The 22,088-nt window shown below is 65.8% G+C and carries 21 protein-coding genes and 1 other RNA gene; 6 read left to right on the forward strand and 16 right to left on the reverse strand.

Annotated features, from left to right (window positions below):
• Window positions 1-2: 2 nt before the first annotated feature.
• The 13 genes from HWX14_RS06170 to HWX14_RS06230 all read right to left on the reverse strand — a co-directional run bounded on the left by HWX14_RS06170 (window position 3) and on the right by HWX14_RS06230 (window position 14,531).
• Entirely contained in the window at window positions 3-1,403 is a 1,401-nt protein-coding gene (locus tag HWX14_RS06170) for a UDP-glucose/GDP-mannose dehydrogenase family protein (RefSeq protein ID WP_175881957.1), read from the reverse strand.
• A 90-nt stretch (window positions 1,404-1,493) separates the two neighbouring features.
• Window positions 1,494-2,666 carry a lipopolysaccharide assembly protein LapB gene (lapB, locus tag HWX14_RS06175; RefSeq protein ID WP_175881958.1) on the reverse strand — a complete coding sequence of 391 codons (1,173 nt, stop codon included), beginning with the start codon at window positions 2,664-2,666 and terminating at the stop codon, window positions 1,494-1,496.
• A gap of 53 nt (window positions 2,667-2,719) precedes the next feature.
• A complete protein-coding gene (locus HWX14_RS06180) occupies window positions 2,720-3,013 on the reverse strand; it encodes a LapA family protein (protein WP_012328123.1) in 294 nt (97 codons plus the stop codon).
• Window positions 3,014-3,234: 221 nt separating this feature from the next.
• The gene (locus HWX14_RS06185; protein WP_006486894.1) at window positions 3,235-3,558 is read right to left on the reverse strand and encodes an integration host factor subunit beta; all 324 of its coding nucleotides are present in this window, start codon (window positions 3,556-3,558) and stop codon (window positions 3,235-3,237) included.
• A gap of 22 nt (window positions 3,559-3,580) precedes the next feature.
• On the reverse strand, window positions 3,581-5,311 hold the full coding sequence (gene rpsA / locus HWX14_RS06190) for a 30S ribosomal protein S1 (RefSeq protein ID WP_308054470.1): 1,731 nt from the start codon (window positions 5,309-5,311) through the stop codon (window positions 3,581-3,583).
• A gap of 124 nt (window positions 5,312-5,435) precedes the next feature.
• A complete protein-coding gene (gene cmk / locus HWX14_RS06195) occupies window positions 5,436-6,122 on the reverse strand; it encodes a (d)CMP kinase (protein WP_006476573.1) in 687 nt (228 codons plus the stop codon).
• A 13-nt stretch (window positions 6,123-6,135) separates the two neighbouring features.
• Window positions 6,136-7,440, reverse strand: a complete 1,305-nt coding sequence (gene aroA, locus HWX14_RS06200; RefSeq protein ID WP_175881959.1) for a 3-phosphoshikimate 1-carboxyvinyltransferase — start codon at window positions 7,438-7,440, stop codon at window positions 6,136-6,138.
• A 13-nt stretch (window positions 7,441-7,453) separates the two neighbouring features.
• On the reverse strand, window positions 7,454-8,380 hold the full coding sequence (locus HWX14_RS06205) for a prephenate dehydrogenase/arogenate dehydrogenase family protein (protein ID WP_175881960.1): 927 nt from the start codon (window positions 8,378-8,380) through the stop codon (window positions 7,454-7,456).
• A gap of 186 nt (window positions 8,381-8,566) precedes the next feature.
• Window positions 8,567-9,649: a prephenate dehydratase gene (gene pheA / locus HWX14_RS06210; RefSeq protein WP_175881961.1), complete on the reverse strand. Its 1,083-nt coding sequence runs from the start codon at window positions 9,647-9,649 to the stop codon at window positions 8,567-8,569.
• A 33-nt stretch (window positions 9,650-9,682) separates the two neighbouring features.
• On the reverse strand, window positions 9,683-10,765 hold the full coding sequence (serC, locus tag HWX14_RS06215) for a 3-phosphoserine/phosphohydroxythreonine transaminase (protein WP_175881962.1): 1,083 nt from the start codon (window positions 10,763-10,765) through the stop codon (window positions 9,683-9,685).
• A 155-nt stretch (window positions 10,766-10,920) separates the two neighbouring features.
• Window positions 10,921-11,520: a DUF2059 domain-containing protein gene (locus HWX14_RS06220; RefSeq protein WP_006486966.1), complete on the reverse strand. Its 600-nt coding sequence runs from the start codon at window positions 11,518-11,520 to the stop codon at window positions 10,921-10,923.
• Between the two features lie 83 nt (window positions 11,521-11,603).
• On the reverse strand, window positions 11,604-14,207 hold the full coding sequence (gyrA, locus tag HWX14_RS06225) for a DNA gyrase subunit A (RefSeq protein ID WP_175881963.1): 2,604 nt from the start codon (window positions 14,205-14,207) through the stop codon (window positions 11,604-11,606).
• Between the two features lie 114 nt (window positions 14,208-14,321).
• Window positions 14,322-14,531, reverse strand: a complete 210-nt coding sequence (locus HWX14_RS06230; RefSeq protein WP_175881964.1) for a hypothetical protein — start codon at window positions 14,529-14,531, stop codon at window positions 14,322-14,324.
• 229 nt (window positions 14,532-14,760) lie between these two features.
• Between HWX14_RS06230 and ompA the strand changes: the two genes are divergently transcribed.
• The 4 genes from ompA (at window position 14,761) to ssrA (ending at window position 17,397) form a co-directional block, all read left to right on the forward strand.
• On the forward strand, window positions 14,761-15,432 hold the full coding sequence (gene ompA, locus HWX14_RS06235; protein WP_039343284.1) for an outer membrane protein OmpA: 672 nt from the start codon (window positions 14,761-14,763) through the stop codon (window positions 15,430-15,432).
• Window positions 15,433-15,584: 152 nt separating this feature from the next.
• Window positions 15,585-16,283, forward strand: coding sequence for a bifunctional 2-polyprenyl-6-hydroxyphenol methylase/3-demethylubiquinol 3-O-methyltransferase UbiG (gene ubiG, locus HWX14_RS06240; protein WP_175881965.1), 699 nt, complete (start codon window positions 15,585-15,587; stop codon window positions 16,281-16,283).
• Window positions 16,284-16,296: 13 nt separating this feature from the next.
• The gene (gene gph, locus HWX14_RS06245) at window positions 16,297-17,010 is read left to right on the forward strand and encodes a phosphoglycolate phosphatase (protein WP_175881966.1); all 714 of its coding nucleotides are present in this window, start codon (window positions 16,297-16,299) and stop codon (window positions 17,008-17,010) included.
• A 17-nt stretch (window positions 17,011-17,027) separates the two neighbouring features.
• Window positions 17,028-17,397, forward strand: a transfer-messenger RNA (tmRNA) gene (ssrA, locus tag HWX14_RS06250).
• Window positions 17,398-17,665: 268 nt separating this feature from the next.
• On the opposite strand, the gene HWX14_RS06255 is transcribed toward ssrA, so the two are convergent.
• The 3 genes from HWX14_RS06255 to HWX14_RS06265 form a co-directional block, all read right to left on the reverse strand.
• Window positions 17,666-18,019 carry a DUF4148 domain-containing protein gene (locus tag HWX14_RS06255; RefSeq protein ID WP_011544878.1) on the reverse strand — a complete coding sequence of 118 codons (354 nt, stop codon included), beginning with the start codon at window positions 18,017-18,019 and terminating at the stop codon, window positions 17,666-17,668.
• Window positions 18,020-18,376: 357 nt separating this feature from the next.
• Entirely contained in the window at window positions 18,377-18,646 is a 270-nt protein-coding gene (locus HWX14_RS06260) for a hypothetical protein (RefSeq protein ID WP_175882355.1), read from the reverse strand.
• Between the two features lie 101 nt (window positions 18,647-18,747).
• The gene (locus tag HWX14_RS06265) at window positions 18,748-19,872 is read right to left on the reverse strand and encodes a substrate-binding domain-containing protein (protein WP_175881967.1); all 1,125 of its coding nucleotides are present in this window, start codon (window positions 19,870-19,872) and stop codon (window positions 18,748-18,750) included.
• 131 nt (window positions 19,873-20,003) lie between these two features.
• Here HWX14_RS06265 and HWX14_RS06270 point away from each other — a divergent pair, with 131 nt between their 5' ends.
• Together HWX14_RS06270 and HWX14_RS06275 are read left to right on the forward strand one after the other, a co-directional pair.
• Window positions 20,004-20,504 carry an NAD(P)H-dependent oxidoreductase subunit E gene (locus HWX14_RS06270; protein ID WP_175881968.1) on the forward strand — a complete coding sequence of 167 codons (501 nt, stop codon included), beginning with the start codon at window positions 20,004-20,006 and terminating at the stop codon, window positions 20,502-20,504.
• On the forward strand, window positions 20,501-22,078 hold the full coding sequence (locus HWX14_RS06275; RefSeq protein ID WP_175881969.1) for a formate dehydrogenase beta subunit: 1,578 nt from the start codon (window positions 20,501-20,503) through the stop codon (window positions 22,076-22,078). The genes HWX14_RS06270 and HWX14_RS06275 overlap by 4 nt, the downstream gene beginning before the upstream one ends.
• The last annotated feature ends 10 nt before the right edge of the window (window positions 22,079-22,088 follow it).

Raw genomic sequence — 22,088 nt, forward strand, 5'->3', positions numbered from 1 at the left:
GTTCAGCCACGGGAGAACGACTGGGGATCGACGTACGGCCGGCCGATCGCGTAGTAGTCGATGCCGAGTTCGGCCATCGCGTCCGGCTCGTACAGGTTGCGCCCGTCGAAGATCACCGGCGCCTTCAGTTCGGCCTTCAGGCGCGTGAAATCAGGGCTGCGGAATTCCTTCCATTCGGTCACGATCACGAGTGCGTCCGCGCCCGTGACCGCGGCGTCCTGCGTGTCGACGAGATGCAGTCGCGCCAGCACGTGGGCATCGTCGCCGAAATCCAGCGCGAAAACGCGCCGCGCTTCGTCGACCGCGACCGGATCGTAGGCGCGCACGGTCGCACCGCGTTCGAGCAGCGCGGCGATCAGGCGGCGGCTCGGCGCCTCGCGCATGTCGTCGGTGTTCGGCTTGAACGCGAGGCCCCAGACCGCGAATTCGCGGCCCGTCAGGTCGGCGCCGAAGCGCTGCTCGATCTTGCCGATCAGCACGTCCTTCTGCGCATGGTTGGCGGCCTCGACGGCCTCCAGGATGCGCAGCGGCTGGCCGTTCTCGCCCGCCGTGCGGATCAGCGCCTGCACGTCCTTCGGGAAGCACGAGCCGCCGTAGCCGACGCCGGCGTACAGGAAGTGATAACCGATGCGCGGATCGGAGCCGATCCCGCGGCGCACGGCCTCGATGTCGGCGCCGACCTTGTCGGCCAGATTCGACATCTCGTTCATGAACGAGATACGCGTCGCGAGCATCGCGTTCGCCGCGTACTTCGCGAATTCGGCCGAACGCACGTCCATGTAGATCGTGCGCTCGTGGTTGCGGTTGAACGGCGCGTAGAGCTTCTTCATCTTTTCGCGCGCGATCGTGCCGGTTTCGTCGTCGTCGACGCCGATGATGATCCGGTCCGGGCGCATGAAGTCCTCGACCGCCGCGCCTTCCTTCAGGAATTCCGGGTTCGACACGACCGAGAAGCGATGCGCGACGCTGCCCCCAAGCCCGCGCGCCGCAAGCGCCTCGTCGACCACGCCGCACACGCGCCGCGCGGTGCCGACCGGCACCGTCGACTTGTCGACGATCACCTTGAAGCCCGTCATGTGGCGGCCGATGTTGCGGGCAGCCTCGAGCACGTATTGCAGGTCGGCCGAGCCGTCCTCGTCGGGCGGCGTGCCGACCGCGATGAACTGGATCTCGCCATGCGCGACGCTCGCCTCGATGTCGGTCGAGAAGCGCAGGCGCCCGGCCGTGCGGTTGCGCGCGATGATGTCCAGCAGCCCCGGTTCGTGAATCGGCATCCCGCCGTTGTTCAGGATGTCGATCTTGCGCGGATCGACGTCGAGACAGAAGACGTCGTGACCGATCTCCGCGAGGCAGGCGCCCGTGACGAGGCCGACATAGCCGGTGCCGATGATGGTGATTTTCATAGATGTTCCGGTACTTCCCGGTAATGGACTAACTTGGCCGCCGGGCCGAGCCCGGCGGCAACCGCAGCGCGTGGGTGCCGCGTGCCGGGATCAGCCCGGCATCGCAGGTTCGACGCGGCGCGGCGCATAGGTTTCCCAGCCGCTGCATCCGGGGCACTGCCAGTAGAAGAGCCGTGCCCGGAAACCGCAATTCTGGCACGTATACCGTGGCAGATTTTTCGTACGCTGCTTGATCAGCGCACGCATCATTTCAAGTTCCTTACGACGCGGTTCGTCGGCCGCCGCGATCTGCGCATCGAGCAGGTGCAGCATCCCCGACAGGTTCGGCGACTTTTCCATCTGCGTGCGCGCGAGCGTGTGCGCCGCATCCTGGCCGCGCAACCCGGCGATATGCTGATAGGCGATGTCGAGCAGGTCGTTCGACGGATAGCGATCGACGTACCCCATCAGCAGCTCGGCGCCTTCGACGTTCTTGCCGAGCGCGACGTACGCCTTCATCAGCTTGTCGGCGACGAGCGGCAGATACGCCGGGTTCTGCGCTTCGACGCGCTTCCAGTGCTCGATCGCGCCCGCGTGGTCGCCCGCGGCTTCCGCCGCGTCGCCGGACAGGATCGTCGCCCGCACGTTCTGCGGATTCACGGTCAGCGCCAGGCGCAACTGTTCGGCCGCCGCGGCGGCATGCTTGCGCTGCAGCGCGTCCTGCGCGAGTTCGCAGTGAAACTGCGCAATTTCGATGCCGAGCGGCTTGTCGCTCATCGATTCGATGCGTTTCGCCGTATCGATCGACTTGTTCCAGTCCTTCTCGATCTCGTAGATCGTCAGCAGTGCCCGCTGTGCGCCGAGCGCGTAGTCGCCGTCGGCGAGCTTGTGGAACGCCTCTTCGGCGCGATCCAGCAGGCCGGCTTTCAGGAAATCCTGGCCCAGTTCGTACAGCGCGTGGTCGCGCTCGTTGACCGGCAGGTCGGTGCGGCTCAGCAGGTTCTGGTGCACGCGGATCGCGCGGTCGGTCTCGCCGCGGCGTCGAAACAGGTTGCCGAGCGCGAAGTGCAGCTCGACCGTTTCGGGATCGAGCTTGGCGACCTCGATGAACGCATCGATCGCCTTGTCGGGTTGTTCGTTCAACAGAAAATTCAGGCCGCGAAAATACGAGCGCGGCAGGTTGGCGCTCTCCGACAGGAGATTCTTCAGGTCATAGCGTGACGCCGCCCAACCGAGCGCGAACGCGACCGGAATCGCGAGCAACCACCAGAAATCCAGATCCATGCGAAATATCGAAGCAGAGACGAAAACCGCGCGATGATCGCGCGGCGTCCGGGTTAAATGACGGGCGGCATCGGCGGCTGGTCGATGACGGCGGGCGTTTCGCGCGCCGCACGCAGATCGCGCTTCAAACGCCCGTTCTCGAGACGCAGCCGGAAGATCGACGGCAGCGCGGACAGCAGGCCGGCCAGCAGCCCCACGGCGAAGAATGCCAGGCCGATCAGGATCAGCGGCGCTTGCCATGCGTAGCCGGCAACGAAATTCAGCGTCGCGGTTTGTGTATTGGCCAGCGCAAGCACCAGCAGCAGAACGAACACCAATACCCGGATCAGCCAGACGATAAACTTCATAAAGCCCTCTCTTTGTTGAGGTTTGCCGCGGCGCGCGACTCCCCTTCGTCGCACCGAATCGACCCGTATTGTAAAGGAAGCGTTTCCGCGGCTGCGCACATCCTGTGCGCCGCGTTGCGGGTCGATTGCCGGAAACGAAGCCGGAAACGAAAAAAGCGCCCGCAAGGGGCGCTTTTCTTTTCAGCCTTCGCCGGACAGGTTCCGGGCTCACCGAACGACGCTCAACGCTCGTCGTCCGGATCGTCAGCCTTCAGCGGTTCACCGGCGCGGCCGTCGACGCGTTCACGCAATTCCTTGCCAGGCTTGAAGTGCGGCACGAACTTCTCGGGCACCTGCACTTTCTCCCCCGACTTCGGGTTGCGTCCGACGCGCGCCGGGCGACGATTGAGGCCGAAGCTGCCGAAACCCCGAATTTCAATGCGATGCCCTTTCGCCAGGGCGTCGGACATCGCATCGAGCATCGTTTTCACCGCGAAATCCGCATCCTTGAGGACAAGTTGCGGAAATCGCGATGCCAGCTGCGCGACCAACTCGGATTTGGTCATACTTCAGCAGACCTCGTAAGGCTTACTGGTTCTGGCCGTCGAGCTTCGCCTTCAGCAGCGCGCCGAGGTTGGTCGTACCGGTCGCAGCAGCGCTGGAGTCCGACTGCAGGCCGCGGATCGCTTCCTGTTGTTCAGCCGAATCCTTCGCCTTGATCGACAGGTTGATGCCGCGCGACTTGCGATCGATGTTGATCACCATCGCGTTGACCTTGTCGCCTTCCTTCAGCACGTTGCGTGCGTCTTCGACGCGATCCTGCGAGATTTCCGACGCACGCAGGTAGCCTTCGATGTCGCCCGTCAGCGTGACGACCGCACCCTTCGCATCGACCGTCTTCACGACGCCGTCGACGATCGAGCCCTTGTCGTTCATTGCAACGTAGTTGCTGAACGGGTCGCCTTCGAGCTGCTTGATGCCGAGCGAAATGCGCTCCTTCTCGACGTCGATACCGAGCACGATTGCTTCGACTTCGTCGCCCTTCTTGTACTTGCGAACGGCTTCTTCGCCGGTTTCGCTCCACGACAGGTCCGACAGGTGGACCAGGCCGTCGATGCCGCCCGGCAGACCGATGAACACGCCGAAGTCGGTGATCGACTTGATTGCGCCCGTGATCTTGTCGCCCTTCTTGAAGTTGCGGCTGAAGTCATCCCACGGATTCGGCTTGCACTGCTTCATGCCGAGGCTGATACGACGACGGTCTTCGTCGATCTCGAGGACCATGACTTCGACTTCGTCGCCCAGCTGGACAACCTTCGACGGCGCGACGTTCTTGTTGGTCCAGTCCATTTCCGACACGTGGACGAGGCCTTCGATGCCCGATTCCACTTCGACGAATGCGCCGTAGTCGGTGATGTTCGTGACCTTGCCGAACAGGCGCGTGCCCGACGGGTAACGGCGCGAGATGCCTTCCCACGGATCGTCGCCCAGTTGCTTGATGCCCAGCGAGACGCGGTTCTTCTCTTGGTCGAACTTGAGGATCTTCGCGGTGACTTCCTGGCCAACCGACAGGACTTCGCTCGGGTGACGCACGCGACGCCATGCGATGTCGGTGATGTGCAGCAGGCCGTCGATGCCGCCGAGGTCGACGAATGCGCCGTAGTCGGTGATGTTCTTGACCACGCCGTTGACGATCGCGCCTTCCTTCAGCGTTTCGAGCAGCTTCGCGCGCTCTTCGCCTTGCGTGGCTTCGATCACTGCACGACGCGACAGCACGACGTTGTTACGCTTGCGATCGAGCTTGATCACGCGGAACTCGAGCGTCTTGCCTTCGTACGGGGTCGTGTCCTTGACCGGACGCGTGTCGACCAGCGAACCCGGCAGGAACGCGCGGATGCCGTTGACCATCACGGTCATGCCGCCCTTCACCTTGCCGGTGATCGTGCCGGTGACGAGCTCGTTGTTGTCGAGGGCCTTTTCCAGCGACAGCCACGATGCAAGGCGCTTCGCCTTGTCGCGCGACAGGATCGTGTCGCCGTAGCCGTTTTCGAGTGCGTCGATCGCGACGGACACGAAATCGCCCGACTGCACCTCAACCTCGCCCTGATCGTTCAGGAATTCCTCGATCGGAATGTAAGCCTCGGACTTCAGGCCTGCATTGACGACCACGAAGTTGTGGTCGACGCGCACGACTTCGGCGGAAATCACTTCGCCGGCGCGCATGTCTTGGCGGGTCAGCGACTCTTCGAACAGAGCCGCAAAGGATTCGGTATTCGGGGTGGAGGTTTGCAGGTCGGACATAAAAATCTGATTGTGCATGGCTCGCTGTGCCACGCCGGCCGGAATGGCAGGCTGAAAGGGCCAGATCGAAGACCACACGGGGTTAAGGGTTCGAAACACGCTCCGCGCTTTCGACGCGAAGCACCTACCGCTGCCCGCCTTCTCAGGCGGGCTGGCCGAGCGCCCTGTACCACTGCAGCACTTGGTCGACGGCTTCATCGACCGAAAGCGCCGACGTATCGAGCAGCTTGGCATCTGCCGCAGGCTTCAGCGGCGCGGCTGCGCGATTGCTGTCGCGCGCGTCACGTTCACGAAGATCCCGGAGCAAGTCATCTATATTAGCAGAAAAACCTTTTTGCATCAATTGCTTATGCCGCCTGGTCGCGCGCGCCTCGGCGCTGGCCGTCAGGAACACCTTCAGCACGGCGTCCGGGAAGATCACCGTGCCCATGTCGCGCCCGTCGGCGACGAGGCCCGGCGTCTTGCGGAACGCCCGCTGGCGCGCGACGAGCGCGGTGCGCACGGGGCCGTGCACGGCAATGGCCGACGCGCGGTTGCCGACCGCTTCGGCACGAATGTCGTTCGACACGTCGACGCCGTCGAGCTGCGCGCACCCTTCACGGAACGTGATGTGCAGGTCGTCGATCAGCTTCACCAGCGCGTCGATGTCTTCCGCGGCGATCCCGTAGCGCACGCTCGCGAGCGCGGCGAGCCGGTACAGCGCGCCGCTGTCGAGCAGGTGGAAGCCGAGGTGCGCGGCGACGAGCGCCGCGACGGTGCCCTTGCCGGAAGCGGTCGGGCCGTCGATCGTGATGACGGGAGTCGGGTGAAAGGGTCGGGTCGATTTCATCGGAACAGTCGGGTCAGGCTTTGGCGAGCGCGGCGAAGCGGTCGAAATAGTCGGGGAACGTCTTGCCGACGCACTTCGGATCGTTGATCCGCACGGGCACGCCGCCCAGGCTGACGAGCGAGAAGCACATCGCCATCCGGTGATCGTCGTACGTATCGATCGCCGCGTTCGGCGTGAGCTTTTCCGGCGGCGTGACGACGAGATAGTCGGGGCCTTCCTCGACGATCGCGCCGACCTTGCGCAGCTCGGTCGCCATCGCGGCGATGCGGTCGGTCTCCTTCACGCGCCAGCTCGCGATGTTGCGCAGTGTGCTCGTGCCGTTCGCGAACAGCGCCGCGACCGCGATGGTCATCGCCGCGTCGGGAATCAGGTTGAAGTCCATGTCGATCGGCTCGAGCTTGCCGTGATCGTGGCCGATGCCGCGCACGTCGATCCAGTCGTCGCCCATCGTCACGTTCGCGCCCATCTGCATCAGCGCATTCGCGAAACCGACGTCACCCTGGATACTCGCCCGCCCCACGCCCTCGACCCGCAGCGGGCCGCCGCCCAGCGCGCCGGCCGCGAGGAAGTACGACGCGGACGACGCATCGCCCTCGACCATGATCCGCCCCGGCGAGCGGTAGCGGACGCCGGCCGGCACGACGAAGCGCTGCCAGCCGTCGCGCTCGACGATCACGCCGAAGCGCGCCATCAGGCGGATCGTGATGTCGATGTACGGCTTCGAGATCAGTTCGCCGTCGACTTCGACGACGGTCCGGCCGTCCTTCGCCTTCACGAGCGGCAGCGTCATCAGCAGCGCGGTGAGGAACTGGCTCGACACGTCGCCGCGCACGCGGATCGGCGCATCGACCGAAATCGTCGCCGGCTTGATCCGCAGCGGCGGGTAGCCTTCGTTCAGCTCGTAGTCGATTTGCGCGCCGATCTGGCGCAAGCCGTCGACGAGATCGCCGATCGGCCGCTCGTGCATGCGCGGCACGCCGTGCACGCGGTAGTCGCCGCCGTTCACCGCGAGCGCGGCGGTCAGCGGCCGGACGGCCGTGCCCGCGTTGCCGAGGAACAGGTCGGCCGTCTTCGCGGTGAACGCGCCGCGCGTGCCGGTGACGACACAGGTGTCGCCGTCGCGCGCGAGCTTCACGCCGAGCGTGCCGAGTGCGTCGAGCATCACGCGCGTGTCGTCGGAGTCGAGCAGGTTGGTGATCGTCGTTTCGCCTTCGGCGAGCGCCGCGAGCAGCAGCACGCGGTTCGAAATGCTCTTCGAGCCGGGCAGGCGCACGGTGCCCGATGCGCTGGAGTACGGGCCGAGATCGAGGTAGTCCATGGGAATCGTCCTGTTATTTCTTGACCGGTTCGGCAGCAGGCGCGCCGCCGCGCTCCTGCCATGCCTTGCGCGCGGCGCGCGAGCGCGTGAATACGGCTTCGAGCGCCGCGCCGTCGCCGGCGTCGATCGCCGCGCGCAGCCGCGTGAGCACGCGCGTGTAGCCGTCGAGTTCGTCGAGCAGCGCCGCGCGGTTCGCGACGCACACGTCGCGCCACATTTCCGGGTTCGACGCCGCGATGCGCGTGAAATCGCGGAAACCGCCGGCCGCGTACGAGAATTTCAGTTCCGCGTCGGCCTCGCCGAGAATCTGCTCGACGAGCGCGAACGACAGCACGTGCGGCAGATGGCTGATCGACGCGAACACGCGATCGTGCTGTTCGGTGCTCATCATGCGCACGTCGGCGCCGGTCGCGCGCCACATCGCGTCGATCCGGGCCACCGCGTCGGGCGCATTCTCCGGCAGCGGGCACAGCACGACGTTGCGGCCGACGTAGAGGTCCGGCAACGCCGCCTCGACGCCGCTCGACTCGCGCCCCGCGATCGGATGACCCGGCACGAACTGCGCGATCCGCGCGCCGAGCGCGTCGCGCGCGGCCGCGACGACATCGGACTTGGTGCTGCCCGCATCGGTGACGATCGTCGCGCCGTCGAGCCACGGCGCGATGCGCGCGAGCAACGGGCCCGTCTGCGCGACGGGGGCGGCCAGCAGCACGAGATCGGCGCCGGCGAGCGCGTCGCGCAACTGCGCGTCGTCGTCGAGTGCCGCCGCGCGATCGATCACGCCGAGCGACAGCGCGCGCTCGACCGACGCGCGCGAACGGCCGACGCCGACGATCTCGCCCGCGCCGCCCGGCGCGCGCTCGCGCAGCGCGCGGGCCAGCGATCCGCCGATCAGGCCGACGCCGAAGATGACCAGTTTGTTGAATGCAAAGCCTGACACGACAAGAGCCAAGTTACGCGCGCAGGACGACGCCCCGCATGCGGAATTCCAGATTCCGGGCAACGGGCCCGCACCCGGTGCAACCTGCACCGGATACCGCCCGAACCCGCCTTCGGCAGCGCCGACCGGCCTGCCCTGCCCGCCCGGCCGCCCCGCATGCGCAAGCAGGCGGCGGGCCGTCCCGCGTCAGCGTGCGCGCGGATACGAACCGAGTATCTTCAGGAACGCGGCCTTCTGGCCGAGTTCCGCGAGCGCGGCCGCCACCGACGCATCGTCGCGGTGCCCTTCGATGTCGATGTAGAAGTAGTACTCCCACGTGCCGACGCGCGCCGGACGCGACTCGAAGCGCGTCATCGACACGCCGTGCCGCGCGAGCGGCTCGAGCAGCTTGAACACGGCGCCCGGTTCGTTCTTCACGGACACGATCAGCGACGTCTGGTCGTGACCGCTCTGGCCGGCCGGCTGCTTGCCGACGATCACGAAACGCGTGCGGTTGTGCGGATCGTCCTGGATCAGCGAGAACGCGATCTGCAATCCATAGTGCGCGGCCGCGCGGTCGCCGGCGATTGCCGCGACGGTCGGATCGGCCGCCGCGAGGCGCGCGGCCTCCGCGTTGCTCGCCACGGCCTGCCGCTCGAGCTGCGGTGCATTCGCCGCGAGCCACTGCTGGCATTGCGCGAGCGCCTGCGCATGCGCGCACACCCGCTTCACGCCGTCGAGCGTGCCGCTCTGCGTGAGCAGGTTGTGATGGATGGGCAGCGCGAGCTCGCCGCTGATCACCAGCTGGGTCTGCAGCAGCAGGTCGAGCGTGCGCGACACGGCGCCTTCGGTCGAATTCTCGACCGGCGCGATGCCGAACGCGGACGCACCGGCCTCGACCGAGCGGAACACCTCGTCGATCGACGGGCACGGCAGCCCTTCGATCGACTGGCCGAAATACTCGAGCATCGCCTGTTCGCTATACGTGCCGACCGGCCCGAGGAACGCGACGTGGATCGTCTGCTCGAGCGCGCGGCTCGCCGCCATGATCTCGCGCCAGATGGCGCTGATGTGCTCGCTCGCGAGCGGCCCGGCGCTCATGTCCTGCAGCCGCGCGATCACCTGCAGCTCGCGCTCCGGCCGGAACACCGGCGCGTTGAAATGCTTCTTGACCTCGCCCACCTCGAGCGCCACCGCGGCGCGCTGGTTCAGGAGCGCGATCAGCTGCGCGTCGATCGCGTCGATGCGGTCGCGCAGCGGTTTCAGGCGGGAATTCAGTTCGTCGTCCATGCGTTTTGCCGTGCTGTTTGAGCAGCGCCGCCGTCAGGCGCCGCGCTGCTCGAAGTCCTTCATGTACTCGACGAGCGCCTTCACGCCCTCGAGCGGCACCGCGTTGTAGATCGACGCCCGCATGCCGCCGACGGACTTGTGGCCCTTCAGCTGCAGCAGCCCGCGCGCCTTTGCGCCGGCAAGGAAGTCTTCGTTGCGCGTTTCGTCGGCCAGGAAAAACGGCACGTTCATGCGCGAACGTGCTGCCGGCTCGACCTTGTTCAGATAGAAGCTGCTCGCGTCGATCGTGTCGTAGAGCAGCTTCGATTTTTCGAGATTGCGGGCCTCGATCGCTTCGAGGCCGCCCTGCCGCTTCAGCCACTGGAACACGAGGCCCGCGATGTAGATCGCGTAGGTGGGCGGCGTGTTGTACAGCGAATTGTTCGCGGCGACGGTCTTCCATTCGAACGCGGACGGACAGATCGACAGCGCGCGATCGAGCAGATCCTCGCGCACGATCACGACCGTCACGCCGGCCATCCCGATGTTCTTCTGCGCGCCGCCGAACAGCACGCCGTACTTCGCGACGTCCATCGGGCGCGACAGGATGTGCGACGAGACATCCGCGACCAGCGGCACGTCGCCGAGATCGGGAATCTCGAACGTCTCGACGCCGTCGATCGTCTCGTTGGTGCACAGATGCACGTAGGCCGGATCGTCCGACAGCTGCCATTCGGCGCGCGCGGGCGCACGCGTGAAGCCGTCTTCCGTCTTGCCGGTCGCGGCCAGATGCGGCGTGCAGAACTTCTTCGCCTCGCCGAACGATTTCTGCGACCACGAACCCGTCACGACGAAGTCGGCCGTCTTGCGCGCGCCGAGCAGGTTCATCGGCACGATCGCGTTTTCCGCGATGCCGCCGCCCTGCAGGAACAGGATCCGGTGGCTCGCCGGCACGCCGAGCAGGTCGCGCAGGTCGGTCAGCGCGGCCTCGTGGATCGACATGAACTCCTTGCCGCGATGGCTCATCTCCATCACGCTCATGCCGCTGCCGTGCCAGTCGAGCATTTCGTCGGCGGCCTGCCGCAGCACTTCCTCGGGCATCGCCGCGGGGCCGGCGGAGAAATTAAAGACGCGCATCGTGAAAAACCTCGGGAGGGACGCGACCGGCTTGCCGCCGGCAGAACGCGCCAGAAAAGAAATGGCCGCTTGCGCTCGCGCGCAAACGGCCATTATCGCACTGTGTCAGGCTCCCGCCAAACCCGGCCGAACGGCCGGGGGCGTGCCCGGACAGCTTACTTGCCCGGCTTGACTGCTGCGACTTCCTTGTCAGCCTGCGTACGCGTTGCCTGGATCGCTTGCGGCATGTACTTCTGCATCAGGCCGTTGACCACGTCGCGACCGACCTGATCCTGAACCTGGATGAACTTGCGGCCCGTCGGGCTCTTGTAGAACGTCGTCAGATCCTTGATCTCCGACGTGCTGTAGTACTTCGCGTACGCGTCGTACTGAGCCGACATCGCGTCGCTCTGGAACTGCTGCGTGCCGAACACCTTGCCTGCGCCGTCGACCAGCTTCGGCACCGCGTTCTTCTGCAGCGTCGGAACGGCAGCCTGCTTCTGCTTGTCGTTCAGCGTCTTGTTTTCCGACAGCGCGTCCGACAGGATGGCCGGCACGAGTTGCTTGGCCTGCATTTCGGCGCTGTTGCCGATTGCCGACACGAGCTTCGGCGCGTCGATCGCGTCGAGCAGATCCTTGATCGCTGCCTTCTTGTCGGCGTCGATCGGCGCAGCTGCCGCCGGAGCAGCCGGTGCGGAATTCGACAGCGCCTGCGCCATCGCGAAAGTCGGCACCAGTGCAGCCAGCAGAACCAGTTGCTTGAATTGCTTTTGCATCATCACTCCCTTTTGGAAATATGAATGGTTGCTCGCCGGCCGCGGCGCTTTTCGCCCGCGGCGGCCAGAGTCTCATCCGTTCTTCAGGCTTCGCCGTCCGACGCCTCGTCGGCTTCGCCCTCTCCCTCTTCGGCCTCGGCGATCTGCTGGAGGCCAGAGAGCTTGGTACCCTCATCGAGACTGATGAGTGTAACACCTTGCGTGGCGCGCCCCATCTCGCGAATCTCGGATACGCGGGTGCGAATCAACACGCCGGCCGTCGTGATCAGCATGATCTGATCCTCGGCGTCGACGAGCGTGGCAGCCACCACCTTGCCGTTGCGCTCGGACGTCTGGATCGCGATCATACCCTTCGTGCCGCGGCCATGGCGCGTGTACTCGGTGATCGGCGTGCGCTTGCCGTAGCCGTTCTCGGTGGCGGTGAGCACGGTCTGCTCCTCGCTGCCCGCGACCAGCATCGCGATGACCTGCTGCCCGTCCTCGAGCTGCATGCCGCGCACGCCGCGCGCCTCGCGGCCCATCGGACGCACGTCGTTCTCGTCGAAGCGCACGGCCTTGCCGGAGTCGGAGAACAGCATCACGTCGTGCGCGCCGTCGGTGATCGACGCACCGATCAGGAAGTCGCCCTCGTCGAGGCCGACCGCGATGATGCCCTTCTTCATCGGGCGGCTGAACGCTTCGAGCGGCGTCTTCTTCACGGTGCCGAGCGACGTCGCCATGAAGATGAACTTGTCGGCCGAGAATTCCTTGACCGGCAGCACGACGTTGATCTTCTCGCCTTCCTGCAGCGGGAACATGTTGACGATCGGGCGGCCGCGCGAGTTGCGCGAGCCCTGCGGCACTTCATACACCTTGACCCAGTACACGCGGCCGCGGTTCGAGAAGCACAGGATGTAGTCGTGCGTGTTCGCGATGAACAGCGTCTCGATCCAGTCGTCTTCCTTCATCTGCGTCGCCTGCTTGCCGCGGCCGCCGCGCTTCTGCGCGCGGTACTCGGACAGCGGCTGCGACTTCACGTAGCCCGCGTGCGACATCGTGACGACCATGTCCTGCGGCGTGATCAGATCCTCGGTGTTCAGCTCGGTCGCGTTCAGCTCGATCTTCGAGCGGCGCGCGTCGCCGAATTCGGCCTTCACCGAGGTCAGCTCGTCGCCGATCATCGTCGTGATCCGCTCGGGGCGTGCGAGGATGTCCAGCAGGTCGGCGATCTGCGCCATCACGTCGCGGTACTCGCCGATGATCTTGTCCTGCTCGAGGCCGGTCAGGCGCTGCAGACGCATCTGCAGGATTTCCTGCGCCTGCGTGTCGGACAGGCGGTACAGCCCGTCGGCCTGCATCCCGAACGCCGGGTTCAGGCCTTCCGGACGGTACGCGGAACGGCCGCCGGCCGCCGCGTTCTCGCTCTCGGCGCGCGTCAGCATCTCGCGCACGAGCGACGAATCCCACGGCTTCGCCATCAGTTCCTGCTTCGCGATCGGCGGCGTCGGCGCGGCCTTGATGATCGCGATGAACTCGTCGATGTTCGCGAGCGCGACCGCGAGACCTTCGAGCACGTGGCCGCGTTCGCGGGCCTTGCGCAGTTCGTAGATCGTGCGGCGCGTCAGTACTTCGCGTCGGTGCGACAGGAAGCACTGCAGGATTTCCTTCAGGTTCAGCAGCTTCGGCTGGCCGTCGACGAGCGCGACCATGTTCATGCCGAACGTGTCCTGCAGCTGCGTCGCCTTGTACAGGTTGTTCAGCACGACTTCCGGCACTTCGCCGCGCTTGAGCTCGATCACGACGCGCATGCCGCTCTTGTCGGACTCGTCGCGGATGTCGGAGATGCCCTCGAGCTTCTTCTCGTTGACGAGCTCGGCGATCCGCTCGAGCAGCGAGCGCTTGTTCACCTGGTACGGCAGTTCGTCGACGATGATCGCCATCCGCTGGCCGCGGTCGATCTCCTCGAAGTGCGTGGCCGCGCGCATCACGACGCGGCCGCGCCCGGTGCGGTAGCCGTCGCGCACGCCGGCGACGCCGTAGATGATGCCGGCCGTCGGGAAGTCCGGCGCCGGGATGATCTCGATCAGCTCGTCGATCGTCGCTTCCGGGTTGCCGAGCAGGTGCTGGCACGCGTCGACGACTTCGTTCAGGTTGTGCGGCGGGATGTTGGTCGCCATGCCGACCGCGATGCCCGACGAGCCGTTGATCAGCAGGTTCGGAATGCGCGACGGCAGGACCGACGGCTGCATTTCGTTGCCGTCGTAGTTCGGCTCGAAATCGACCGTTTCCTTGTCGATGTCGGCGAGCAGCTCGTGACCGATCTTCGCCATGCGAATTTCGGTGTAACGCATCGCCGCGGCATTGTCGCCGTCGATCGAGCCGAAGTTGCCCTGCCCGTCGATCAGCATGTAGCGCAGCGAGAAATCCTGCGCCATCCGCACGATCGTGTCGTAGACCGCGGTATCGCCGTGAGGGTGGTATTTACCGATCACGTCACCGACGATACGCGCCGACTTCTTGTACGCGCGGTTCCAGTCGTTGTTCAGTTCGTGCATCGCGAACAACACGCGCCGGTGCACGGGCTTGAGGCCATCGCGGACATCCGGGAGGGCACGTCCGACGATCACGCTCATCGCGTAATCGAGATACGAACGGCGCATTTCCTCCTCTAGGGAGGTGGGCAGGGTCTCTTTGGCGAATTGATCCATGTATCCGTATCGTTTCGGAGCGAAGACGGCGAACGCCTTTCGCGTGGGCGCTGCATGCGCAACGCAACGCGAGATTCTAACATGCGCCCATCCGCCGCCAATCCGCCTCCCCCTCTATATGTAAACAGCAAAAATCGCGGCCGCGACGAATCGGTCCCAATCATCAGCCGAAATCGCGCCGGCGAAAGGGCGCGCGACCAACGCCGCAGGCAATCGCATCCGCTGCGTTTCATGCGCACGAGTAAACAACTGCATGCAATCGCGCAATTTCGCCGCCCCGCTCTTGACAATCTCTAAAAGATACGGCAGGCCGGTGTTGCGCATGCACCACAAAGTTGAAGCGATCTTGGGGTGGGGAGGATTTTTTTTCGTAGGAAGGGAACGATATGGCAAAATGCCAACGCACTGAAAGTTAGACGCTGCTCGAAGTCTACACAGAGCGGTGCCGCGTTTTTTGTGCCGCACCAATGTTATACTTCGAGCAATGTATGACTTGTCACCGTCAACAGGCTCGCAGTAAACCTGCGGTAATCTCAATTTCGAGAGGAGAAATATGAATAAACTTTCAAAGCTCGCGTTCATTGCAGCTACCGCAGTTATGGCTGCATCCGCTTCGGCACAGTCGGTGCCGGCGTCGCGTCAAGCCGTCAACGACAACTGGGTGAACGGCACGGGCGAATGGGTGTGGATGAACGGCACGAACGAGCTCTGCTGGCGCGATGCGTTCTGGACGCCGGCCACCGCCAACGCGAAGTGCGATGGCGCACTGGTCGCCCAGGCACCGGCACCGGCTCCGGTCGCACCGGTCGCTCCGGCCATCACGAGCCAGAAGATCACGTATCAAGCTGACGCACTGTTCGACTTCGACAAGGCAACGCTCAAGCCGCTGGGCAAGCAAAAGCTGGACGAACTGTCGTCGAAGATCCAGGGCATGAACACGGAAGTGGTCGTCGCAACGGGCTACACGGACCGCATCGGTTCGGACAAGTACAACGACCGTCTGTCGCTGCGCCGTGCGCAAGCCGTGAAGTCGTACCTGGTCAGCAAGGGTGTGCCGGCCAACAAGATCTACACGGAAGGCAAGGGCAAGCGCAACCCGGTTACGACGGGCTGCAACCAGAAGAACCGCAAGCAACTCATCGCCTGCCTCGCACCGGACCGCCGCGTGGAAGTCGAAGTGGTTGGTACACAAGAAGTCCAGAAGACGACCGTTCCGGCAAACTAAGCCGCGGTTTTCGACTGCTTCAAAGCCCCGCTCCGGCGGGGCTTTTTCATTGATGCCCGTCCAGGCGCTCGCTGGCCTCGTCGTTCGCCCGCTTATATACTCGGGGCTGACGCACCGAAGCACCGCCCTCCTCTCGTAGCCCGTTTGCCGACATGACCAACGCCGATCCGCACGAACTCCAGAAATTCAGCGACCTCGCCCACCGGTGGTGGGATCCGAATGCCGAATTCAAACCGCTGCACGACCTGAACCCGGTCCGGCTCGGCTGGATCGACGCGCATGCGCACCTGGCCGGCAAGCGTGCACTCGACATCGGCTGCGGCGGCGGCATCCTGTCCGAATCGATGGCCGGACTCGGCGCGCAGGTGAAAGGCATCGACCTGTCGACCGAAGCGCTCGGCGTGGCCGACCTGCACAGCCTCGAAAGCGGCATTTCGGTCGATTACGAGGCGATCGCCGCGGAAGCGATCGCCGCGCGCGAACCGGGCACCTACGACGTCGTCACGTGCATGGAGATGCTCGAGCACGTGCCGTCGCCCGGCGATATCGTCGCCGCATGCGCGACGCTCGTGAAGCCGGGCGGCTGGGTGTTCTTCTCGACGCTGAACCGCAACCTGAAGTCCTATCTGTTCGCGGTGATCGGCGCGGAATACATCGCACAAATGCTGCCGAAGGGCACGCACGATTACGCACGCTTCATCCGCCCGTCGGAACTGGCCGGCTTCGTGCGCGCGACGGACCTGCACATCGTCGAGATCAAGGGCATCACGTATCACCCGCTCGGCAAGCGCTTCGCGCTGTCGAACGACACCGACATCAACTACCTCGTCGCATGCCGACGCGGCGCGTGACCTTCCAACCGGCATGACGACTCCCCTTTCGACTGCGCGGATCGCAGACGAACCGCGCCTGCTGCACTGCGATGCGGTCCTGTTCGATCTGGACGGCACGCTCGCCGACACGGCGCCCGATCTCGCGGCAGCCGTCAACAAGATGCAGCGCGCGCGCGGCCTGCCCGAAACGTCGCTCGACGTGCTGCGGCCGCTGGCCTCGGCCGGCGCGCGCGGCCTGCTCGGCGGCGCGTTCGGCATCGATCCGCACACGCCCGGCTACGAAGCGATGCGCGACGAGTTCCTGGCCAACTACGCGGCCGACCTCTGCGTGCATACGACGCTGTTCCCCGGCATCGGCGACGTGCTCGACGAGCTCGACGCGCGCGGCGTGCGCTGGGGCATCGTCACGAACAAGGCGATGCGGCTCACGGCACCGCTCGTCGAACTGCTCGGCCTCGCACCGCGCGCCGCCTGCATCGTCGGGGGCGACACCACGCCGCACCCGAAGCCGCATCCGGCCCCGCTGCTGCATGCGGCCGACCAGTTGACGCTCGCGCCCGCGCGCATCGTCTACGTCGGCGACGATCTGCGCGACATTCAGGCCGGCAGCGCCGCCGGCATGGCGACGGTCGCGGCCGCATACGGCTATTGCGGCGACGGTGTCGCGCCGGCGGACTGGCAGGCCCAGCACCTCGTCGACACGACGCAGGAACTGCGGGACCTGCTGCGCGATGTTGGGCTATAATGTTCGATCTTATCCGCGGGGGCGACCTGGTTTCGACAGGGGTTGTGAAGCGGCTAGGGCATGTCGAGGACCCGTCACCTCGTTAATCAATGGGAAAATCGTAACTGCAAACGACGATACGTTCGCACTGGCAGCCTAAGGGCCGCCGTCCTCTGCCTAGTTCACTGACGGGCTAGTGTCGCAAGACCGGTAGCAATACCGCCAGAGGTCATTTACGTCAGTTAAGCCCTGTCGGCGTCGCGACGCCAGGGTCGAAAATCTAGCGAATCGCCGTAGTGCAGCGTGTTCGTCCGCGTCGCTGCGGTTAAATCAAAAGACTGGACTAAACATGTAGAACTAGTCGTGGAGCGCTTCTGGACGCGGGTTCGATTCCCGCCGCCTCCACCAAATTCCGCGCTCGTCGCACGAACCCCGCATGACGCAAGTCTGCGGGGTTTTTTGTTGCCGGCGAAACGCCCACGCCCCGCTCCTTCCGAGAAAGCGCCCGGCCACGGACGGGCCGGGCGGAATGCCACCGGTGTTGCGGCGGCAGGAGGTGACGAATGCCGCGCCCACGCCATCATCGGTGCGCCGGGCAGCGGCCGGCCCGGTGCTCAGGGCTTCGGACACGTCACATCGCCGCGCCCGTGCCCGCCCACACCGGGCAATGTGCGGCTTAGCTGCCGCGATACAGCGACTTCATTTCTTCCGCGCTGGCCGGGCGCACGCCCATTGCGCGCGAACCCGACGCCGATGCGCCCTGCGCCTGCGCACCGTAGCCGCTGGCGTCGGCGCCTTGCGCTTGCGCCAGTGCGCTGCGCTGCTGCTCCGCGATACGCGCCGTTGCGGCCTGGATCGCTTCCGGATAATGCGGATCTTCGCCGCGGGCGGTGTTGTAACCGGCCTGCTGCAGTTGAACCAGTTCGGCACGGACCTGCGCACGGGTGATCGTCGAACCCGACTGGGCGAACGACACGACCGGAGCAACGAGAGCGGCAGCAACGACAACGGCTTGAACGAGCGACTTCATGATGACCTACCTCCAGATTTGTCTGATTCGGCGGTGAACACCTTGATCAGCGCCGACAAACTGAAGTTTATGTAGGTGGATGCTTAAGAATAAGGCAGGTTTCAGGAAGACATCCTTCCTGATTTACGGGTTAACCCTAGATTCCTCCCGGAACGGCAACGCGAACGAACGGCCGCTTCGTCCGTCGCCCGCATTGCATGAAGGCTCGCCGAAAAGCACGAGCCCCGCGAAGCGGCGGGCTTCGCGGGGCTCGAATAAAGCGGGATGGGCGCGGAACGTGCGCTGTCGTCTGTCAGTCGATCAAACCGCTGCGCAGAAGACAGCGCCCCGCTCGGGCGCTGACACGCTGCCTGCGCGTTACCGGGTATCCAGCGGGCACTTCAGGTTGCAGCCGTTCGGGTCGCCCAGGTCACCCTTGCGGCGCAATGCCGACTTCTTGCCGCTCTGGTATTTCTCCGACGGCGCCGACGCCGCGAACGGCATCTGCGGATGTTCGTTCAGGCGGAACTGTTCGCTCAGGATGCCGCCGGGTACACCGGGGGAATTCTGCGCAAACGCAAACGGCGAAGCGGCGACCAGCAGCCCTGCGGTCAACGCTGCCGCGGCGAGGGAAACGGAAAATTTCATGGCGGGATGACGCCTGAACGGCGTGCTTGTTGGAACGTTGATCAAGCGGCAAGCGTAGCGCAAATCCCCCGCTGCTGCAGCGCGGTCCGACCGCGTCTCCGTTACCGGGAATTGCCGTCCGGCAAGTTCGCGCCGTCGTCGCCGTCGTCGCCGTCGTTGCCGGCCAGTCCGGTCGCGATGTGTTCCAGCACGCCGCACGCGGCCGGATCGTAGCCGTCGAGATGCGCGACGCGCTCGATGAAGCGCGCATCGCGCAGCAGCGCCAGCACGTCGGCCAACGGCCGCACATCGAGCCGCGCGCGTTCGCATGCAAAGTAATAGTCCTCGTCGACGACCGGGATGAAGTCGAGCCCGAAATGACGGGCGGCCGGCTCGACGCCGAAACCGAGATCGGCCATGCCGCTCGCGACGAACGCCGCGATCGCCGAATGCGTGAGTTCGGCCGACGCATAGCCATTGATGCGTTCCGGATCGATGCCGATCGCGCGCAGCGCGAGATCGAGCAGCATCCGCGTGCCCGACCCCGGCTGGCGGTTGACGAAGCGGATGTCGCTACGTGCCAGATCCGCCAGCCCGCGGACCTGCTTCGGGTTGCCGCGCGGAACGAACAGCCCCTGCTGGCGGCGCGTCAGGTGGATCAGCACGTGGCGCGCGTCGTCGAGCCACGGCCGGTAGATTTGCGCGCACTGTGCGCGGAACGCGCCGCGCGGCAAATGGAAGCCGGCGAGATCGCATTCGCCGCGCGCGAGCGCCTGCACGGCCTCGACGCTCTCGCGGTATTTGATGTCGACGGCCGCCTGCGCATCGACGAGCGCGGAGACGAGCGTCGCCACCGCGTAACCGTGCGATGCATGAATGCGCACGGCGCCGTCGCGCTGCGCGAGCCGCCGGTTCAGCTCGCTGGCCACCTCGGCCGCCAGCGTGCGCAGGTTCCCGTCGAGGCGGCTGCGCGCCAGACGCTGCGCCTCGACGACCGCCTGCCCGAGCGCCGACAACGTCGAACCCTTGCCGCGTGCGGTTTCGATCAACTCGCCGCCGATGCACAACTCCAGCGCGCGGAGCAAGCCCCACGCGTGCCGGTACGACAGCCCCTTGGCTTGCGCGGCCTGCGCGATGCTGCCCGTGTCGGCCACGAGCTCCAGCAGCGGAGCGACGTCGGACAGGCTGGCCGACCGGCCTTCGGTGTCGCGTACGGTCAGATACGCGTCGCATTCGATCCGAATCAATTATGTACTCCGATTTCCTATTGCGACCGCGAAATCTTCCGCTTATCGTTGGTCGAAATCAATCAGAACGAAGTCACGATGCGCATTATATGAATTCCGAGCGCATATGAGACTTTGGAGGAGCATAACGGATGTCCCCGAATTCCCCTGCGCCCGACGCGCTCGTCGAGCGTCATGCGCGCGCCGGCCGGTCGCTCGTCGCAATCCTGCACGCGATCCAGGACGACGCGGGCTACGTGCCGCCGGGCTGCGTCGCGCCGCTCGCCAAGGCGCTGAACCTGTCGCGCGCGGAAGTGCACGGCGTCCTGACCTACTACCACCACTTCCGCACCGCGCCGCCCGCCCGCGTGACGATCCAGATGTGCCGCGCCGAAGCGTGCCGCAGCATGGGCTGCGAAACGCTCGCCGCCCATGCGGAAGCCCGCACCGGCTGCCGGTTCGACGCCGCGCACGGCGATGCCGCCGCGGCCCACACGCCGGACGACGTCGCGCTCGAATCGGTCTACTGCCTCGGGCTGTGCGCGCAATCGCCGTCGATGACGGTCAACGGGGTGCTCCACGCCAAGGTCACGCCGGAGAAGTTCGACGCGCTGCTGGCCGACGCGGTCGCCCGCACGCCGGAGGCCGCATGACGACCCGCATCTACGTTCCGCGCGATTCGTCCGCGCTGGCGCTCGGCGCCGACGCGCTCGCCGCCGCGATCGCCGCCGAAGCCGAACGGCGCGGCGTCGCGATCGAACTGGTCCGCAACGGTTCGCGCGGGCTGCTGTGGCTCGAGCCGCTCGTCGAGGTCGGGACGGCCGCGGGCCGCGTCGGCTACGCGAACCTGTCGGCCGCCGACGTGCCGGCCCTGTTCGACGCCAACTGGCTCGAAGGCGGCGCGCATCCGAGCGGCGTCGGCCTCGTCGACGCGCTGCCCTATCTCGCGCGCCAGCAGCGGCTCACGTTCGCGCGGATCGGCCTGACCGATCCGCTGTCGATCGACGACTACCTTCGACACGACGGCCTCGCCGGCCTGAAGAACGCCTTGGCGCTCGACGGCGACGCCGCATGCGAAACGCTGATCGAGTCGGGGCTGCGCGGCCGCGGCGGCGCGGCGTTCCCGGCCGGCATCAAGTGGCGTACCGTGCGGCAAGCCCGCGCCGCGCAGAAATACATCGTCTGCAACGCGGACGAAGGCGATTCGGGCACGTTCTCCGATCGCCTGCTGATGGAATGCGATCCGTACTGCCTGATCGAAGGGATGATCATCGCGGGTGTCGCCACCGGCGCGACGGTCGGCACCATCTACGTGCGCAGCGAATACCCGCACGCGATCGCCACGCTGGAAGCCGCGATCGTTCGCGCACGCGAAGCCGGCTGGCTCGGCGAGCACGTGCTCGGCTCCGTGCACGCATTCGAGCTGCACGTCGCGAAAGGCGCGGGCTCGTACGTATGCGGCGAGGAAACGGCGCTGCTCGAATCGCTCGAGGGCAAGCGCGGCGTCGTGCGCGCGAAGCCGCCGCTGCCCGCGCTCGCCGGCCTGTTCGGCCAGCCGACCGTGATCAACAACGTGATCACGCTCGCGACCGCGCCCGTGATCTTCGCGCGCGGCGCCGCGTTCTATCGCGACTACGGGATGGGCCGCTCGCGCGGCACGCTGCCGTTCCAGCTTGCCGGCAACATCCGTCACGGCGGCCTCGTCGAGCTCGCATTCGGCGTCACGCTGCGCGAACTGCTGTTCGACTTCGGCGGCGGCACGGCCAGTGGCCGGCCGGCCCGCGCCGCGCAGGTCGGCGGCCCGCTCGGCACCTACCTGCCCGACCACCAGTGGGACGTGCCGCTCGACTACGAGGCGTACACAGCGATCGGCGCGGTCGTCGGCCACGGCGGCATCGTGCTGCACGACGACACGTCGAATCTGGCCGAGCTGGCCGAATACGCGATGAAGTTCTGCGCGATCGAATCGTGCGGCAAGTGCACGCCGTGCCGGATCGGTTCGACGCGCGGCGTCGAGACGATCGCGCGGATTCGCGACGGCGACACGTCGGAGCGGCAAATCACGCTGTTGCGCGACCTGTGCGACACGATGCTCGCCGGTTCGCTGTGCGCGATGGGCGGCATGACACCGTACCCGGTGCTGTCCGCGCTCGACCATTTCCCCGAAGATTTCGGGCTCGCTGCCGGCAAGGATGCCGCGTCGGGTCCGGTCAAGGCTGCGGCCTGACCCAGAAGGA

It is taken from the genome of Burkholderia sp. BCC0044 (assembly GCF_902832955.1).
GTDB lineage: Bacteria > Pseudomonadota > Gammaproteobacteria > Burkholderiales > Burkholderiaceae > Burkholderia.

What these genes read in the sequence shown, in the direction of transcription:
- HWX14_RS06270 (WP_175881968.1), top strand. Translation starts at nt 20,004, where the DNA reads ATGTCCCCGAATTCCCCTGCGCCCGACGCGCTCGTCGAGCGTCATGCG.
- HWX14_RS06255 (WP_011544878.1), bottom strand. Translation starts at nt 18,019, where the DNA reads ATGAAGTCGCTCGTTCAAGCCGTTGTCGTTGCTGCCGCTCTCGTTGCT.
- cmk (WP_006476573.1), bottom strand. Translation starts at nt 6,122, where the DNA reads ATGAAATCGACCCGACCCTTTCACCCGACTCCCGTCATCACGATCGAC.
- ubiG (WP_175881965.1), top strand. Translation starts at nt 15,585, where the DNA reads ATGACCAACGCCGATCCGCACGAACTCCAGAAATTCAGCGACCTCGCC.
- serC (WP_175881962.1), bottom strand. Translation starts at nt 10,765, where the DNA reads ATGCGCGTCTTTAATTTCTCCGCCGGCCCCGCGGCGATGCCCGAGGAA.
- rpsA (WP_308054470.1), bottom strand. Translation starts at nt 5,311, where the DNA reads ATGCACAATCAGATTTTTATGTCCGACCTGCAAACCTCCACCCCGAAT.
- ompA (WP_039343284.1), top strand. Translation starts at nt 14,761, where the DNA reads ATGAATAAACTTTCAAAGCTCGCGTTCATTGCAGCTACCGCAGTTATG.
- pheA (WP_175881961.1), bottom strand. Translation starts at nt 9,649, where the DNA reads ATGGACGACGAACTGAATTCCCGCCTGAAACCGCTGCGCGACCGCATC.
- aroA (WP_175881959.1), bottom strand. Translation starts at nt 7,440, where the DNA reads ATGGACTACCTCGATCTCGGCCCGTACTCCAGCGCATCGGGCACCGTG.
- gph (WP_175881966.1), top strand. Translation starts at nt 16,297, where the DNA reads ATGACGACTCCCCTTTCGACTGCGCGGATCGCAGACGAACCGCGCCTG.
- HWX14_RS06230 (WP_175881964.1), bottom strand. Translation starts at nt 14,531, where the DNA reads ATGCGCAACACCGGCCTGCCGTATCTTTTAGAGATTGTCAAGAGCGGG.
- gyrA (WP_175881963.1), bottom strand. Translation starts at nt 14,207, where the DNA reads ATGGATCAATTCGCCAAAGAGACCCTGCCCACCTCCCTAGAGGAGGAA.
- HWX14_RS06260 (WP_175882355.1), bottom strand. Translation starts at nt 18,646, where the DNA reads ATGAAATTTTCCGTTTCCCTCGCCGCGGCAGCGTTGACCGCAGGGCTG.
- HWX14_RS06180 (WP_012328123.1), bottom strand. Translation starts at nt 3,013, where the DNA reads ATGAAGTTTATCGTCTGGCTGATCCGGGTATTGGTGTTCGTTCTGCTG.
- lapB (WP_175881958.1), bottom strand. Translation starts at nt 2,666, where the DNA reads ATGGATCTGGATTTCTGGTGGTTGCTCGCGATTCCGGTCGCGTTCGCG.
- HWX14_RS06185 (WP_006486894.1), bottom strand. Translation starts at nt 3,558, where the DNA reads ATGACCAAATCCGAGTTGGTCGCGCAGCTGGCATCGCGATTTCCGCAA.
- HWX14_RS06220 (WP_006486966.1), bottom strand. Translation starts at nt 11,520, where the DNA reads ATGCAAAAGCAATTCAAGCAACTGGTTCTGCTGGCTGCACTGGTGCCG.
- HWX14_RS06170 (WP_175881957.1), bottom strand. Translation starts at nt 1,403, where the DNA reads ATGAAAATCACCATCATCGGCACCGGCTATGTCGGCCTCGTCACGGGC.
- HWX14_RS06275 (WP_175881969.1), top strand. Translation starts at nt 20,501, where the DNA reads ATGACGACCCGCATCTACGTTCCGCGCGATTCGTCCGCGCTGGCGCTC.